This window comes from Pseudomonas sp. FYR_7 (assembly GCF_043106155.1).
GTDB lineage: Bacteria > Pseudomonadota > Gammaproteobacteria > Pseudomonadales > Pseudomonadaceae > Aquipseudomonas > Aquipseudomonas parafulva_B.
On sequence record NZ_JBICMI010000011.1, the window covers coordinates 1 to 14023 of the forward strand.

Sequence of the window (14023 nt, forward strand, 5' to 3'; positions counted from 1 at the left end):
AGCTCATCCCCATGTGGGAGCGGCCTCGCGCCGCGATGGGCCGCAGAGCGGCCCCAAAACTCCCACCCCAAACCACATATCCCCCCCTACACACACACCGCAACATCCCACCCCTAATCCCCGCCCCCACAACCGTGTATCATGCGCCCCCCAAATCATTAAAAAGTGACGTCGCGCGCTGCCTGCCAGCCCTGCGGCCATCTGGCGTTGCGCCAGATTCGACAACGGACCTGACTCTCGTGACCCAAGCCAAGCCCCTCGCCCTGCTCGCCTTCGCCCTGGCCCTCACCGCCTGCGCCAGCGCCCCCTCGCACCCCGCCCCCGGCAACCTCGGCTGGAACCACCCCGGCATGCAGCTGGGCGGCGACCGAGGCCTGCCCCTGCGCGCCGACAACACCTGCCGCAAGCGCGGCTGCGACAACGACAAGCTGTTCTTCAACCCCGGCAAGACCGAGCCAAGCGTCACCACCATCCACCGCGGCTGGTAAGAAAATTCCCCTTTTGGGTCGGTGACTTAGGTCATTTTCAAACAATCGCAAGGAAGTGGTTTACACACGCCAAACGATCGTTATAATGACGCCCCATTGCCGGTATAGCTCAGCTGGTAGAGCAACTGACTTGTAATCAGTAGGTCCCGGGTTCGATTCCTGGTGCCGGCACCATATAAGGTTTCAGAGAAGGGTTTCAAAATCTCTGGAATTCACGAAAAACCCGCCTTTTGGCGGGTTTTTTCGTTTTGGCGTTCCGTCGAATTCCGGGAATAGCCAGCGCTAATAAGGCTAGTTTTAAGGGTAGAGGTCCGTTTCGATATCGGAGACTATCCTTGTGGCCCGCAAAACTGCCCCACCTACCGGTACCCCCTGTCGCACGGCAAATCCCAGAAAGCGCGAGTACAAGCTCTTCGATGGGGGCGGTCTTGACCTGCTTGTGCAACCCAACGGCCGCAAAGGCGGGCGGCTCAGGTACGTGAAACCCGATGGCCGAGAAGGCCTGACTGCCCTAAGCAGTTATCCAGTGATCCGTCTGTTTCACTGGGAAGAGACGGGCGCTCTTGACAGTGCTGCAGCCCTTATCGCATTCGGTTTTGCGGCAACTTCACTCCTGACATAGGCGTGACAGACGCCAATGGCTCCAGCAGCAGCGATGTAGGGGATGGCTCCGCAGACCAAGGGATGGAGTGCACCTGACTAACAGTCGGGCATGCCCTGGTCATCGCATTGCTGCATTTCATCCGACTCAGGATCTCGCAGCACTGGTCTCGTCAGCCAATGCAGCCTCTACCCGCCCACCTTTAACGGCTTCAACAGGCCAGATTATGGAGATGCCCTCGCTCCAGGACGTCAGGAGCCGCCAGCCTCAGGCTAGAGGACATCCCCCACAATTCGCAGGGGCCATCCCTGATAACACTCAGCATTCTGGGCAGGATACGGGGGGTCGAGGATTAGCAAACGGAGGTGAAGCGTATGCAACTAGGGTCGATGCGAGCTCATCCCCTGCTGTGGGGAACAAGCGTTGGGTTATCGGATCTTAGACATTGTGTACTGGTGTGTACAATCCTCTGAATCGTTGTGTGGTATACACACATCTGCGGCAAGCTTTGAGGAGGTACCCGTGCACAGCCGAGACATCATCAAGCGGCTAAAGGATGACGGTTGGGTCAGAGTTAAAGGGACTGATGGGAGCCACCAGCAGTTCAAGCATCCAACCAAGAAGGGACGGGTTACGGTTCCTCATCCGAGTAAAGATGTGGCAATCGGGACGCTTCGAAACATCTGGAAGCAAGCCGGTCTCTGACCGGCTTTACACTTGCTGGTAGATCGTAAGCTTGCTGTTAGCAATAGTGAAATCGAATCGCCGAACTTTTTCGGAGGGATGTTTAAAATGAAATACCCAGTTGTTTTGCACAAAGATGAAGATTCCGATTACGGAGTGACAGTTCCAGACGTACCGGGCTGCTTCTCTGCTGGCGAAACGATCGATGAAGCATTGAGCGAAGTCCAACTTGCGTTAGAGATGCACTTTGAAGGTTTGGTAGAAGATGGAGAGCCTCTGCCGCAACCTCAAAACATCGAACTTCATAGGAAGGACCCGGCTTATGCCGATGGCATCTGGGCTTTCGTAGAATTCGACGTCACCCCCTACTATGGGAAGTCGGTTCGCTTTAACGCGTCTTTACCAGAAGGTCTCCTCAAACGCATAGATGATCGCGTGAAAGAAGACAGCTCTTATGCGTCCAGATCAGGATTTTTAGCCGCGGCGGCGCTGCATGAGCTGGCGAAAAACTTAAACGAAGGCATAGACGCTTTAAAAACCAGAAAGACAGTATGACTTGAAAACATTAAGGGCGCCCTACGGGCGCCCTAATAATGACTAGGTATACGAGCAAGAAACGCAACTGAAGCACTGAACCAACTTTGCGAGACTTGAGAGCTCACAGGGTATCCATTGAACTTCTGAAATGCCTTGTTGAGGCTGCTGTGCAGCTCATCGCGGCGCGAGGCCGCTCCCACCCTGGGATTCGCTCGGTTCTGGCTGCGGTGTTGGGTGATTGCTCGTATGGGACGGCGTTTACGCAAGATAAGGGTTAGGATTCCCGGCTCATTGAACGCACCTGCCCAAGCCCCCTCACCCCAACCAAACCTCAAACCGTGTCCCCAACACCTCATCCGAGCACATGCTCACACTCCCCCCATGCGCCTCGGCAATCTTCTTCACGATAAACAACCCCAGCCCCACCGACCGCACCGTGTCCTGGCAATCGCTGCCTCGGGTCATCGGCTCGAACAACGTGGGCAGCAGCGCGTCATCGATCGCAGCACCATGGTTATGCACACTCACCACCGCCCCGTCATCCGAGAAGTCCGTTGTCAGGGTGATGGGGTAGCGAAGGTCGCCATAGGCCACGCCATTGGCCACCAGGTTGCCAATCAACTGCTGCAACCGATCCGGGTCGACCTGCACCACGCGTCGGCCGCGGGCGTAGTGCCGAATCTGTGCGTCAGGGAAGGCCACCTTCAGCTCACTTATCGAATAATCCACGGCACGTACCAGGTCCACTCGCTCGCGGCGGATGGTCATGCCGGGGCCGAGCCTGACCGAGGCGAAGTCGAGCAGGTCGACGATCATGCGCAGCGCGCGCTCAGTCGAGTTGTCGATGCCGGCCAGTAACCGCCGCGCACGGTCGTTGGGTAGGTCGCGCTTGAGCATGGACGCGGCCATCTGGATGGCGGTCAGGGGGTTCTTCAGGTCGTGGCTGGCGATGGCGACCATCTGTTCGGAGAAAACGGCGCGGCGCTGCACCTCCTGGTAGGCGGCGGCGAGTTCGGCCTGGGCGCGTTGCAGGGCGCTTTCGGCTTCTATCTTCTGCGCCAGCATTTCTTCGGCGCGTTGCATGGCTTCCAGGGCGGCCTTGCCGCTGCTGGTGCTTTCGAGGGCGCTGAACAGCGCCAGGTGGTAGCGAATGCCGTCATCGCTTTCGCGGCGTACGCCGCTGAGCAGCATGGGCAGCTTGCGGCCGTCGCTGTGGCGCAGGGCAATCTTCACTTCGGAGATGGACCCTTGCATGTTCAGCAGTGGGCCCCAGTGGGTCAGCAGGAACACGCGGCCATCGGCGGGCAGCAGTTGGTCGAAACTCATCGCGTGCAGGGTGGCGCTGTCGTATCCCAGCCAGTCGGCCAGGGTCTGGTTGCAGCGCACCAGGGTGCCGTCGGGCGCCATCACCACCAGGGCACAGGGCGCGTGCTCGAAGAAGGCCTGGGTAGACAACAACTCCTTGTTATCCATGGTCGAGGCCAAGGTGGGTGAAGAACTGGTCCATCTCGGCAGCACAAGCGCCTGACGCGCTCAGCTGGGGGTAGTGGCCCATGTTCTCGATGATGCTCAGCTGGCTGCTCGGCATGACGGTGTTGAGGTATTTACCCACCGCCACAGGCACCACGGGGTCGCCCGTGCATTGCACGATCAGGGTAGGCAGTTGCAGGCCCGTCACGTCCTTGCGGTGGTCGGACAAAAAGATCACGCGGGCGAAATGCCGGGCGATCTGGGCGTCGGTGCGGCTGAAACTGCTGGCCAGCTCCTCTTCCAGGGCCGGCTGGCCGGGGGTGCCCATCAGCACTGGGGCCATGGAGCTGGACCAGCCCAGGTAGTTTTCGTCGAGGGTGGTCAGCAGGTCGTGCACTTCATCGGGGGTGAAACCGCCGGTGTAGGCCTCGTCGTCCACATAACAGGGCGAACCGCCCACCATGACCAGCCCCATCAGGCGGCCCGGCCGCTGGCGTTCGGCCAGTGCAGTGATCATGGCGCTGACCGAGTGGGCGACCACGATGACCGCGCCTTGGGCGTATTCGTCGATGATTTCGTTGAGGTCGCTGGCATAGCCCCACAGCGTGGCGTACTTGTCGCGCTTGTAGGCACTGAGATCCGAGCGCCCTGCCCCGACCAAGTCGTATGTAACGACCCGGAAGCGTTCGAGAAAGTGCGGCAGTAGCAGCCGCCACATGGATTGGTCGCAGCCAAAGCCATGGGACAGAACGAGGGTCACGTCACCCGCTCCGGCTACCTGGACGTTGTTACGTTTTTGCAGGGTCATACCTCTCCCGAATACCGTTCAACGTCATGCTGAGCTGTCACGATCCGTTCAAGTCCTTGCTGAGAATAGTTGAGAGAAGCCCTTCGGGTAGGTGCCGTTGAGCAACGCGTCAGCGCCCCGCTAAGTGCTTAGTGGGGTTTTGTGCAGAAACAGTTCACGGATCGGGACGCCCACCTTACGCTATATAGGCAAGCGACGTAGAAGTTTCTGCCTGTTTTCTGGGGCCAAAGGGTCTGGTGATGATCCGGATGCCCCTGGCTGGTGCTTGACTTCGGTCAACCCGAACAGAGCCAGGAGGGTTAGGCTCAGGTCATGTACTGCTTGCCGGAGGCCCCTCATGGCCAAGAAATTCCCGAAGCACCCCAGCCACCCCGAGCGCATTTGCTGGGGCTGCGATCTGTATTGCCCAGCCAAGGCGCTGGCCTGCGGTAATGGTGCCGACCGGACCATGCACCCGATGGAGCTGTTCGGCGAGGACTGGGACAGTTTCGATGACCGGTTCGAGCCGCCCGCTGTGGATAACGCGAAGCCCCCCACCCTCTGAACGCCCCTTCAGCCCTGCATGAAGCACCTCACCAGCTCAGCGCTGGTGAGGTGTTCGTCCTTGGGACGTGGATCAGAAGGTGGTGTTGACGGTCAGCGACAAGCTGCGCGGGTCACCGTACACGGCCCCTGCATAGAACCCGTAGCGGGTGTAGTAGTGCTTGTCGAACAGGTTGTTGGCATTGAGGGTCACGCTGGTGTCGTCGGTCACCTGGTACTTGGCCATGGCGTTCCAGATGGCGTAGCCGGACCAGTTCACGTCGGTGGCGCCGCTGCTCACGCCGTTGACAGGCTGGCCCGCCGGGCTGGATATGGCGCGGATATTGGACTGTGCGGTAACGCCGGCGCCTACGGTCAGGCGGTCGAGTGGGCCGCTGAGGTGGTAGGTGGTGGAGGCTTTGAACAGGTGCGAAGGGTCGCTGCGCCCGTCGCTGTCAACGCGGCGGAAGTGCAGGTAGGTGTAGCCGGCGTACACGTTCCAGTCCGGCGTCAGGGCGCCGGCGATTTCCAGATCGATGCCGTCGGTTTCCTGGCCTGAGCCTGCTTTGTAGGCATCGCCACCGGTCGGGGTGGACAGGCCGCCGTCCAATACCGCCTTGTTTTCCTGTTTGGTGCGGAAGTACGCCGCAGAGGCGTTCAGGCGACCGTCGAACCAGGCGCCCTTGATGCCCGTCTCGTAGCTTTGCCCACGGATCGGCTCGACCCGGCTGCCAGCGCTGGTTTCCTGGGTTTGCGGGTTGAAGATGTCGGTGTAGCTGGCGTACAGCGAGTAGGTGTCGTTCAGGTCGTACACTGCGCCCAGGTAGGGGGTCACGACGCCGTTTTCTTCCTGGCTGGTGCGCACGGCATTCACGCTGCGGGTGATGGCCGAGTAGTCGGTGGTGCGCACGCCCAGGATCACCGACAACGGGTCGGTGATGCTCAGGCGGGTCGCGGCGTACATGCCCTGCAGGCGAGTGGTGGTCTTGCTGTGCTTGCCGGTCTGCGAAGCCAGCAGGTCATAGTCCCCGTCCACGCCATTGCGCCAATCGCTGATGGGCAGACCATTGTTGGCGCGGAACTGGCAGCCGACTACCGGATCGGTGATCTTGCCGCCGCCAACCATGCTGCAGCGGTACTCCGGCGACCACTGCACGCTACGGCTGTCGTTGTAGCCGACCATGGCCTGGTGAGTACGGCCGAACAATTGGAACGGGCCGGACAGGTCGATCTGCGCAGACTGCTGGGTGGTGTCGCTAGAGCTGTGCAGGCCGTTGAGCACCGCGCCGCTGCCGTCCTGATTCCAGTAGCCGCCGAACCGGCCGCGCCCTGCTGAGTTGACCTTACCCAGGCCTCGATGGTTGAGGGCATCGGTGGTGCTCTGGGACGCTTTCAGGTCCAGCGACCAGTCGTTGTCGAAGCGGTGCACCAGCGAGCCGAAGGCGGTGCGGGTGGTGTATTCGCCAAAGCTCCAGCTCGGAACCAGGTTGGCGCTGCGTGGCAGGTCGGTCTTGCTGCCGTCGCGGTACCAGATGGGGATGTTGGCGCCCCAACCACCGCCCACCACCTTGTTGTACTCGTACTGGTAGCCGGCGCCTACGGTGGTGGCATCGTCCAGGTCGAACTCGAAGTTGGCCAGGGCTGCGCGTGAACGGTCGGACTGGTAGTCGCGGAACGAGTTGGCGTCCTGCTGGGTCACCACGAAACGCGAGCGCAGGCGGCCGTCTTCGGACAGCGGCAGGTTCAGGTCGGCGCCCAGGCGGCGTTTGTCCCAGCTGCCGTAGGTAGCGTACGCGCTGCCGCCGAAGGTGCGGGTGGGTGCCTTGCGAATCAGGTCGATGGTGGCGGATGGGTCGCCGGTTCCGCCGAGCAAGCCGTTGGCACCGCGCACGATGTCGATGCGCTCGTAGAGGTCCATGTTCAGGGCGTTGCCGCTACCGCTGAAGTCCGACGCGCCGGGTGCCTGGAGGCCATCGATTTTCCAGTTGGTGATGGAGTAGCCACGGGCACGGTAATCGGTGCGTCCGCCCACTTCGGATTTGCTGGCGGTCACCCCTGGGGTGGTTTCCAGCGCCTGCTCGATGCTGTGGATGGCGCGATCATCCATCTGCTGGCGGGTGATGGTGGTGACCGACTGTGGCGTTTGCCGCGGGGTCAGCGCCAGGCCGGTGGAGCTGCGCGTGCGTTCGACGGTGTAGCCCAGCTGGCCGGCATCGTCCTGGGGCAGCAGGGCGCTGTCTTCGATTTGCGTGGCATCGAGTACCAAGGGTGCGCTGTCGGCGGCCATGACGCCACCGCTGATGGCAAGGCCGACGAAGAGGGCGATGGGCTTGAGGCGGGTGCCGCCACAGGTGAACGCGGTGAAGGTGTTGGCGATGCTTGAGGGATTCATTTGGGAAGGCTTCGTATTTGCAGATGATTTTTTGTTAGGATTCTAGGGATCAGCCCTCCGGGCTCTACACCCGACATGTACGGGGATGTAATGCAACGTAATGGGCGCTAACGACGCCCGCCTCACAGGTGTTTTTTCAGATGAGCACAACCCTGCTGGTTGTTGATGACGACGACGAGATTCGCGAGCTGCTGTGCGATTACCTAAGCGACGCAGGCTATGCCGCACTGGCGGCTACCGACGGCAAGCAGATGCACGAGCACTTGGCGCGGCAAAAGGTGGACCTCGTGGTGCTGGACCTGATGCTGCCCGGTGAAGATGGCCTGAGCCTGTGCCGTCAGTTGCAGGCCCAGCCAGGGCTGGCGGTGATCATGCTGTCGGCCAAGGGCAGCGCACTGGACCGCATCATCGGCCTGGAAGTGGGGGCCGACGATTACCTGGCCAAGCCTTTCGAACCCCGGGAACTCATTGCCCGGATCAAGGCCGTGCTGCGCAGGCCCCACCGGCTGGAGGCTGCCGTACAGGAACCGACTCAGGTCCAAGCACATGTCTTTGCAGGCTTTCGCCTGGAACACATCAAGCGCCTGCTGACGCGCCCCGATGGGCAAACCTTGACCCTGCCGCGCTCCGACTACCGGGTGCTGCGCGAATTGCTCGAAGCCAACAACCGTGTGGTGTCTCGCGACCAGTTGACGCGCAGTGCCTTCAGCCGCGACCACCTGCCAGACGACCGCTCGGTCGACATGTGCGTCAGCCGCCTGCGCCAGCACTTGCGCCATGCGCCCGGCGATGTGGCGCAGATCCTCACCATCCGCAATGAAGGTTATCTGCTGAGCATTGCTCAGAGCCAGGCCACGGCCTGACATGCGCTGGGCTCGCCGACTGTGGCCGCGCACGCTGTTCGGGCAGCTGATGCTGATCATGGTAGGCGGCACGTTGGCCATCCAGTTGATGTCCAGCAGCATCTGGTTCGATGTGCGCTTCGCCCAGGTGTTCGAAGCCCCCGTGCGCTTGATTGCGGCGCGCAGCGCCCCGCTCATCCAGCAGGCCAGCTGTCATGCCGGCGTGCTCAAGGTGCCGGCCCATTACCAACTACGCTGCGCCGAGCAGCTGCCCTCACCGCAGCAGGACGAACGGCGCGGGCGCAAACGGGTCGAGTTGCTGCTTCACCAGGCACTGAAATACGAGCTTGGCCGTGAGCCGCAGGTGCATTTGATGAAGGTGCAGTTGACCGACGAACTGGGCCAGCCGATCGTCTGGCGCAGCCTGTTCGGCCTGCGCACGGCCCAGGCCCACCTTCAGTTTGCGGTGCCGTTGGCAGACGGGCATTGGTTGACCATCGACGGGCAGGAACTGCAAGGCTGGAGCGGCGAGTCCGCCTGGCTGCTGATCAGCGACTACCTGTTGCGGGTGTACGCGCTGCGCATTGTCGCCGTGCTGGTGGTGTGCCTGATCGCCGTGCGCCTGTGCCTGCGTCCGCTGCGCCGCCTGGCGGATGCAGCGCTGGCGCTGGGCAGCAACCTAGAACAACCGCCGCTGGCGCTCGACGGCCCCGACGAGGTTCGTCAGGCCGCGCAGGCCTTCAACGCCATGCAGCAGCGCCTGATCGCCATGGTCAACGACAAGGCTTACTTTCTCGCCGCCGTCTCCCATGACCTGCGCACCCCGTTGACGCGCATGCGCCTGCGCCTGGAGCGCATGCCCGATGACGAACACCGGAAGCGGTTGCGGCAGAACATTGCCCAGATGGACGACATGATCGGCCAGGTGCTGGACTACCTGCGTGCGGGCGAGCAGCAAAACCTGCAGCCGGTCGACATTGATCGCCTGGTTGTACGCCAGTGTGCGGAGCTGGCTACTGCCGATGAGCCCATCCCTGTGCTCGGTCATGGCGGGGTAGTGAGCGTCGATGCCCTGATGGTGCAGCGTTGTCTGCAAAACCTGCTGGTCAATGCATTGCGTTATGCCAGTCAGGTGAGTGTGTCGGTGGAGCGCGTAGGGCCACGGGTGCTGGTTCACGTCGAGGATCGAGGCCCAGGCATTGCGCCGCACCTGCTGGCGACCGTCACCGAACCGTTCGTACGTGGCGAGCGTTCGCGTAACCAGGCATTCGGCGGGTATGGGCTCGGGCTGAGTATCGTCGAGCGGATCATGACCAGTCATGGGGGGGCGTTGCGGATGCACAACCGTGAGGGGGGCGGGTTGCGCGTGACCATCGAGCTGCCTGTCTAGACGTGGGCAGCCCGTGGGCTCAGGCCACCGGCGCACGCGGTGCGAAGGTGGCCTGCGTGGGTGACCGGATCAGAAGATGCTGATCGGGTACTCGACGAATACGCGGACTTCGTTGCCGTCGTCGTTGTAACCGTTCTGGCGCACGGCATTGTTGGTGCGCAGGAACGAGCTGCGCAGCTTGACCGACAGGTCCTTGGCCGGGCCTTCCTGGACCACGTAGCGGATCTGGTTGAAGATCTCGCGCTCCTTGCCTTCGCCGAAGCCCTGTGGGTTGGCGACGTTGCGGGTATTGATGTTGTCACCCACCACGTAGGCCAACTTATAGGTCAGGCCAGGAATGCCGTAGGCACCGAAGTCCAGGCCATAGCCCAGCTGCCAGGAACGCTCGTCCTCGGCATTGAAGTCGGACCAGTAAGAGTTGGCCAGGAAGATGGTCGAGCCACCGTCACCCACGCCGCCCTGGTTCTGGTACCAGCCGTAGTTGTAGCCGGTGCTACCGGTGCTGCGCTGGTGAGCGAGGGTGAACGAGTGGGCGCCGTAGGCGTAGGTAGCAGCCAGGCTCCAGATGGTGTTCGAGTCACCGTTCAGGCCCGCTTCACGCACGTACTTGTTGTCGATGCTCGACTTGTAGCCGTTGAAGTCCAGGGTCAGGGACTGATCGTCGGCGATGGCGTAGACGTAGTTCAGGCCCAGGTAGTGCTTCTTCATCACGTCTTCGGTGTCGGCGGTGTACAGCGACGCAGTGAAGTTGTCGTTGAACTTGTAGCTACCGCCCAACACGTTGATCGACTTCAGGCCACCGCCATCACGGCGTTCGGCGCTCTTGCGCGCTTCCTGGGTGAAGCGACCGGCGTTCAGCTCCAGGCCTTCGATTTCCTTGGAGGTGATCAGGGTGCCGGTGAAGCTTTCCGGCAGCAGGCGCGCATCGTCGTACTGGAGCACTGGCAGTGCAGGCATCTGGTCACCGTACTTGAGCACGGTGTTGGAAATGCGGAACTTCACGGCAGCACCGGCACGGGCCAGGTTGTGCGGCGAACGGGCATTGCCATCGGCATTGGTGGTGTCGTGCGGCTTGAAGAAGTCGACGCCGCCGCCACCGTTGTGGCCCTTGCCGCCGTCCAGGCGCAAGGCGTACAGGCCGAATGCATCGACGCCGACACCGACGGTGCCTTGGGTGAAGCCGGACGAGAAGTTGCCGATGAATGCCTGGCCCCACTCGATCTGGTCATCGGTGCCGTGCTTCTTGTCACGGTTGATGTAGGCGTTGCGCAGAAGGACGTTGGCGTGGCTGTCCTCGATGAAGCCGTTGCTGGCGGCCTGGTCATTGGCCTGGGCCTGGGTCGCGGCGATCATCGCCAGGGCGACCAGGCTGATCCTGGTATTCAACATGTTATTTTCCTTATTTCTTGATCGAAAACGCGCTGCGTAATGACGCCATGAACCAACGCCCCTTCGTAGGTTCGACGCTATGCAGGTTCTGCCAGAAGGCCCTTTGCCGGTAAACGCGGCCGGCCCTGGCAACAGCATGGCCAAACGGATTGGCCAGCAGGCGTGGCCGAATCCTAGCGGCGTGCGATTACAAATGTCAAAAAAACGTGAAATTCAGGTTGATATAACTAAAAACCGAGCGTTCATGAGGCATTTCCTTTAGAACTAAAGCTGTAGGAGGATATTCCTTCTCGGTATTGAAAACTCATCTTGATCAAGGCGACAAGTTCACTTAGGTCCCCATTCTGACTAGTCACAAAGTGATAGAAACGTAAAAATCCAGAAACCATAATAGGCGAGCGTTAGCAAATAGCACCAATTATCATTCGCGCCTTCATTACTGCCCGGTCAAACGCGCGTCATGCCTGCCCCTTCTCGCCTCGCTCCTATCACGCTCTCCATTTCATGCCTGCTGGCTGCCAGCCCCACAAGCGCCGCTACTACCACACTGCCTGAGCTGTCCGTCACCGCCGACAGCGAGCGGGACAAAGACAGCCCGCGGGTGCGTGAAGTCAGTACTGCGACCCGAACCGCCACCGCCGTACGCGCCGTGCCGCAGGCGGTGGATACGGTCAAGACCTCGCAGGTGCTGGACTACGGCAGCAACACGTTGGGCAAGGCGCTCGAAGGTATCCCCAACGTCAGCAGTGGTGCCGACACGCGCTTCGATAGCGTGCGCATTCGCGGCTTCGAAGCCGGCAATGACTTCTACCTGGACGGCGTGCGTGATGACAGCCAGTACATCCGCGACCTGCACAGCATCGAACGGGTCGATGTGCTCAAAGGCCCTGCGGCCGTGCTGTATGGGCGGGGCGGCCAGGGGGGGTATCGTCAACCGCATCAGCAAGGCGCCCGAGGCAGGCCGTCGTTCTACCCTGGAGGCACAGGCAGGCAGCGAGGACCTGCGCAGCCTGTATGCCGACCTCAGCGCAGACCCCAGCGACACGGTCAGCCTGCGCCTGAACATGGGCAACCAGGACAACAACAGTTTCCGTGACGGTGTCGACGGTAGCCGCCAGCTGTTCGCACCCTCGGTCAGCTGGCAGGTCACGCCGGCTGAACTGGCTGGTGCAATACGAGTACAGCCGCTTCAACCGCACGCCGGACCGCGGTATCCCCGGCGTCGATGGTCGCCCCGCGAATGTCAGCCGCAGCACGACCTACGGCGATACACAGCGTGACTTCATCGATGACCGGGCGCAGTCCTTGCGGTCACGCCTGAACTACGAGCTCAACGATGCGTGGCAACTGCGTCATACCCTGAGCCTGTTCAAGCTCGACAGCGAATTCGACAACACCTACCCCACCGCCTACAACCCCAGCAATGGCACAGTGACGCGCCAGCGCTGGCAGCAGGACCTGAACACCCGCAACCTGTTCAATACCCTGGAAGCCGAAGGCACCTTCGACACACTGGGCCTAGGGCACACGCTACTGCTGGGCCTGGAATTCGGCAGCCAACGCCGCGACCCCACTTTGTACACCGCGGCTGCGGCAAACGCCGGCGGCAGGCCCGTGCCGCCCGTGGACCTGTACGACCCTGACCGGAGCAGGCAGCACAACGGTCGCATGGTGATGTCGAGCAATAACCACACCGTGGTGCAAAGCCGAGGCCTGTACCTGCAAGACCAGCTTCGCCTGAACGATCAATGGCAGTTGCTGGCAGGCGTGCGTTTCGATGAATTCGACGTTCAGACCACCAACAAGGTGCGCAGCCTGTCCGAAAAACAGAGCAGCCGAACCACCAGCCCTCGCATCGGGGTGGTGTATACCCCGTGGCAGAACCACTCGTTCTATGCGTCATGGAGCAAGACCTTCTCGCCAGTAGGCGGTGGCCTGATCGGTATAACGCCGGGCGCACCGGGCAACAGCAACGAGACAGCACCCGAGCTGACGCGGCAAAAGGAGGTTGGCGTGAAGAGCGACTGGTTCGACCAACGCCTGACCACCACCCTGGCGGTCTATGAGCTCGAGCTGTACAACCGTCGTACCCGCGACCCGCTTGACCCGGAAGTCACCTTGCTCAGTGGCCTGCAGCGCTCGCGCGGCATCGAGTTGACCGCCATGGGCAATGTGGTTGGCAACTGGTACGTGCGTGGCGGGGTTGGTCTGCAAGATGCCACGATCGTCAAGGACAGCAATGGCCAGCAGGGTAACCGGATCAATGACGTGGCCAAGCGTAACGCCAGCCTGTTCGTCACCTGGAAGCCAGAACTGGGCTGGTACGCAGAAACAGGCCTGACGCTGGTCGGTCAGCGGTATGCCGACAACCAGAACACCACGGTCCTGCCAGGTTATGGCCGCTGGGATGCGCTGGCCGGGTACCGCACCCAGGAGTGGGGCGTGCGGGCGGCGCTGAGCAACATTGCCGACCGGACTTACTACAGTTCGGCGACCAGTGCAGCGCAGATCCAGGTCGGCGACCCGCGCAGCCTGGTCGTCACAGGCACCTACAGCTTCTGAACGTCAACAGGGGCAGCCTTTGCGAGGCTGCCCCTGCCGGTGTGCTACAGGGTTTGAGGAACGTTGGATCGCGGCTAACGCCACACCGCCATCAACGCATGAAGCTCAGCCTCGCTGATCAGCCCTTCGGGGTAACGCCCGGCAAGTAGCCGTCGTGGGTCGGTCGTCCTGACCCTGCTGCTTCCATGGTGCTTCAACCACTTCGCCAAACGCTCGAGCGATGCATGGTCTAGTGCCAATGGGCGCAATGCCGACTCACTTGCTGCATTCATTTCTACACGTACTCCTGGCCCGTGAGCAGCTAACCTACGCAAGTAGTGTTACAAGCAGACAACCCG

General features: G+C 61.5%; 11 protein-coding genes, 1 tRNA gene and 2 pseudogenes. 9 read left to right on the forward strand and 5 right to left on the reverse strand.

The annotated features are described in order from the left end of the window. The first annotated feature begins 239 nt into the window (after positions 1–239). From ACF8R3_RS01415 to ACF8R3_RS01435, 5 genes and pseudogenes are all read left to right on the forward strand, one after another. Positions 240–488: a hypothetical protein gene (locus tag ACF8R3_RS01415; RefSeq protein WP_078477836.1), complete on the forward strand. Its 249-nt coding sequence runs from the start codon at positions 240–242 to the stop codon at positions 486–488. Between the two features lie 98 nt (positions 489–586). Further along, positions 587–662, forward strand: a tRNA-Thr gene (locus ACF8R3_RS01420). A gap of 163 nt (positions 663–825) precedes the next feature. Continuing rightward, a pseudogene (locus tag ACF8R3_RS01425) lies at positions 826–1026 on the forward strand (integrase); the annotation flags it as partial. Between the two features lie 585 nt (positions 1027–1611). After that, positions 1612–1794 carry a type II toxin-antitoxin system HicA family toxin gene (locus ACF8R3_RS01430; RefSeq protein WP_196121395.1) on the forward strand — a complete coding sequence of 61 codons (183 nt, stop codon included), beginning with the start codon at positions 1612–1614 and terminating at the stop codon, positions 1792–1794. Between the two features lie 87 nt (positions 1795–1881). Then, positions 1882–2328, forward strand: a complete 447-nt coding sequence (locus ACF8R3_RS01435; protein ID WP_058638931.1) for a type II toxin-antitoxin system HicB family antitoxin — start codon at positions 1882–1884, stop codon at positions 2326–2328. A gap of 297 nt (positions 2329–2625) precedes the next feature. Here the strand turns inward: ACF8R3_RS01435 and ACF8R3_RS01440 are convergent, their stop codons facing one another. Together ACF8R3_RS01440 and ACF8R3_RS01445 are read right to left on the reverse strand one after the other, a co-directional pair. Continuing rightward, positions 2626–3783 (reverse strand): HAMP domain-containing sensor histidine kinase, encoded by a 1158-nt coding sequence (locus ACF8R3_RS01440; protein WP_058638932.1) that lies wholly within the window; start codon positions 3781–3783, stop codon positions 2626–2628. Continuing rightward, the gene (locus ACF8R3_RS01445) at positions 3776–4588 is read right to left on the reverse strand and encodes an alpha/beta fold hydrolase (RefSeq protein WP_392514697.1); all 813 of its coding nucleotides are present in this window, start codon (positions 4586–4588) and stop codon (positions 3776–3778) included. The genes ACF8R3_RS01440 and ACF8R3_RS01445 overlap by 8 nt, the downstream gene beginning before the upstream one ends. A 337-nt stretch (positions 4589–4925) precedes the next feature. Between ACF8R3_RS01445 and ACF8R3_RS01450 the strand changes: the two genes are divergently transcribed. After that, the gene (locus ACF8R3_RS01450) at positions 4926–5132 is read left to right on the forward strand and encodes a DUF3079 domain-containing protein (RefSeq protein ID WP_023535792.1); all 207 of its coding nucleotides are present in this window, start codon (positions 4926–4928) and stop codon (positions 5130–5132) included. Between the two features lie 72 nt (positions 5133–5204). On the opposite strand, the gene ACF8R3_RS01455 is transcribed toward ACF8R3_RS01450, so the two are convergent. Then, positions 5205–7502, reverse strand: coding sequence for a TonB-dependent siderophore receptor (locus ACF8R3_RS01455; protein WP_392514699.1), 2298 nt, complete (start codon positions 7500–7502; stop codon positions 5205–5207). Between the two features lie 140 nt (positions 7503–7642). Here ACF8R3_RS01455 and ACF8R3_RS01460 point away from each other — a divergent pair, with 140 nt between their 5' ends. Together ACF8R3_RS01460 and ACF8R3_RS01465 are read left to right on the forward strand one after the other, a co-directional pair. After that, complete coding sequence (locus tag ACF8R3_RS01460) at positions 7643–8365, forward strand: response regulator (protein ID WP_392514701.1); 723 nt, start codon at positions 7643–7645, stop codon at positions 8363–8365. A 1-nt stretch (position 8366) separates the two neighbouring features. Further along, on the forward strand, positions 8367–9734 hold the full coding sequence (locus ACF8R3_RS01465) for an ATP-binding protein (RefSeq protein WP_392514702.1): 1368 nt from the start codon (positions 8367–8369) through the stop codon (positions 9732–9734). A gap of 69 nt (positions 9735–9803) precedes the next feature. On the opposite strand, the gene ACF8R3_RS01470 is transcribed toward ACF8R3_RS01465, so the two are convergent. Further along, on the reverse strand, positions 9804–11123 hold the full coding sequence (locus ACF8R3_RS01470; protein ID WP_078477829.1) for an OprD family porin: 1320 nt from the start codon (positions 11121–11123) through the stop codon (positions 9804–9806). 460 nt (positions 11124–11583) lie between these two features. On the opposite strand from ACF8R3_RS01470, the pseudogene ACF8R3_RS01475 reads away from it, so the two are divergent. Beyond that, positions 11584–13685 (forward strand): annotated as a pseudogene (locus ACF8R3_RS01475) (TonB-dependent receptor). A 74-nt stretch (positions 13686–13759) separates the two neighbouring features. Here the strand turns inward: ACF8R3_RS01475 and ACF8R3_RS01480 are convergent. Next, positions 13760–13957, reverse strand: coding sequence for a hypothetical protein (locus ACF8R3_RS01480; protein ID WP_078477827.1), 198 nt, complete (start codon positions 13955–13957; stop codon positions 13760–13762). Positions 13958–14023 lie beyond the last annotated feature (66 nt).

Coding starts and splice junctions, on each gene's coding strand:
- ACF8R3_RS01435 (WP_058638931.1), top strand. CDS start 1,882: ATGAAATACCCAGTTGTTTTGCACAAAGATGAAGATTCCGATTACGGA.
- ACF8R3_RS01460 (WP_392514701.1), top strand. CDS start 7,643: ATGAGCACAACCCTGCTGGTTGTTGATGACGACGACGAGATTCGCGAG.
- ACF8R3_RS01440 (WP_058638932.1), bottom strand. CDS start 3,783: ATGGATAACAAGGAGTTGTTGTCTACCCAGGCCTTCTTCGAGCACGCG.
- ACF8R3_RS01465 (WP_392514702.1), top strand. CDS start 8,367: ATGCGCTGGGCTCGCCGACTGTGGCCGCGCACGCTGTTCGGGCAGCTG.
- ACF8R3_RS01445 (WP_392514697.1), bottom strand. CDS start 4,588: ATGACCCTGCAAAAACGTAACAACGTCCAGGTAGCCGGAGCGGGTGAC.
- ACF8R3_RS01480 (WP_078477827.1), bottom strand. CDS start 13,957: ATGAATGCAGCAAGTGAGTCGGCATTGCGCCCATTGGCACTAGACCAT.
- ACF8R3_RS01455 (WP_392514699.1), bottom strand. CDS start 7,502: ATGAATCCCTCAAGCATCGCCAACACCTTCACCGCGTTCACCTGTGGC.
- ACF8R3_RS01470 (WP_078477829.1), bottom strand. CDS start 11,123: ATGTTGAATACCAGGATCAGCCTGGTCGCCCTGGCGATGATCGCCGCG.
- ACF8R3_RS01450 (WP_023535792.1), top strand. CDS start 4,926: ATGGCCAAGAAATTCCCGAAGCACCCCAGCCACCCCGAGCGCATTTGC.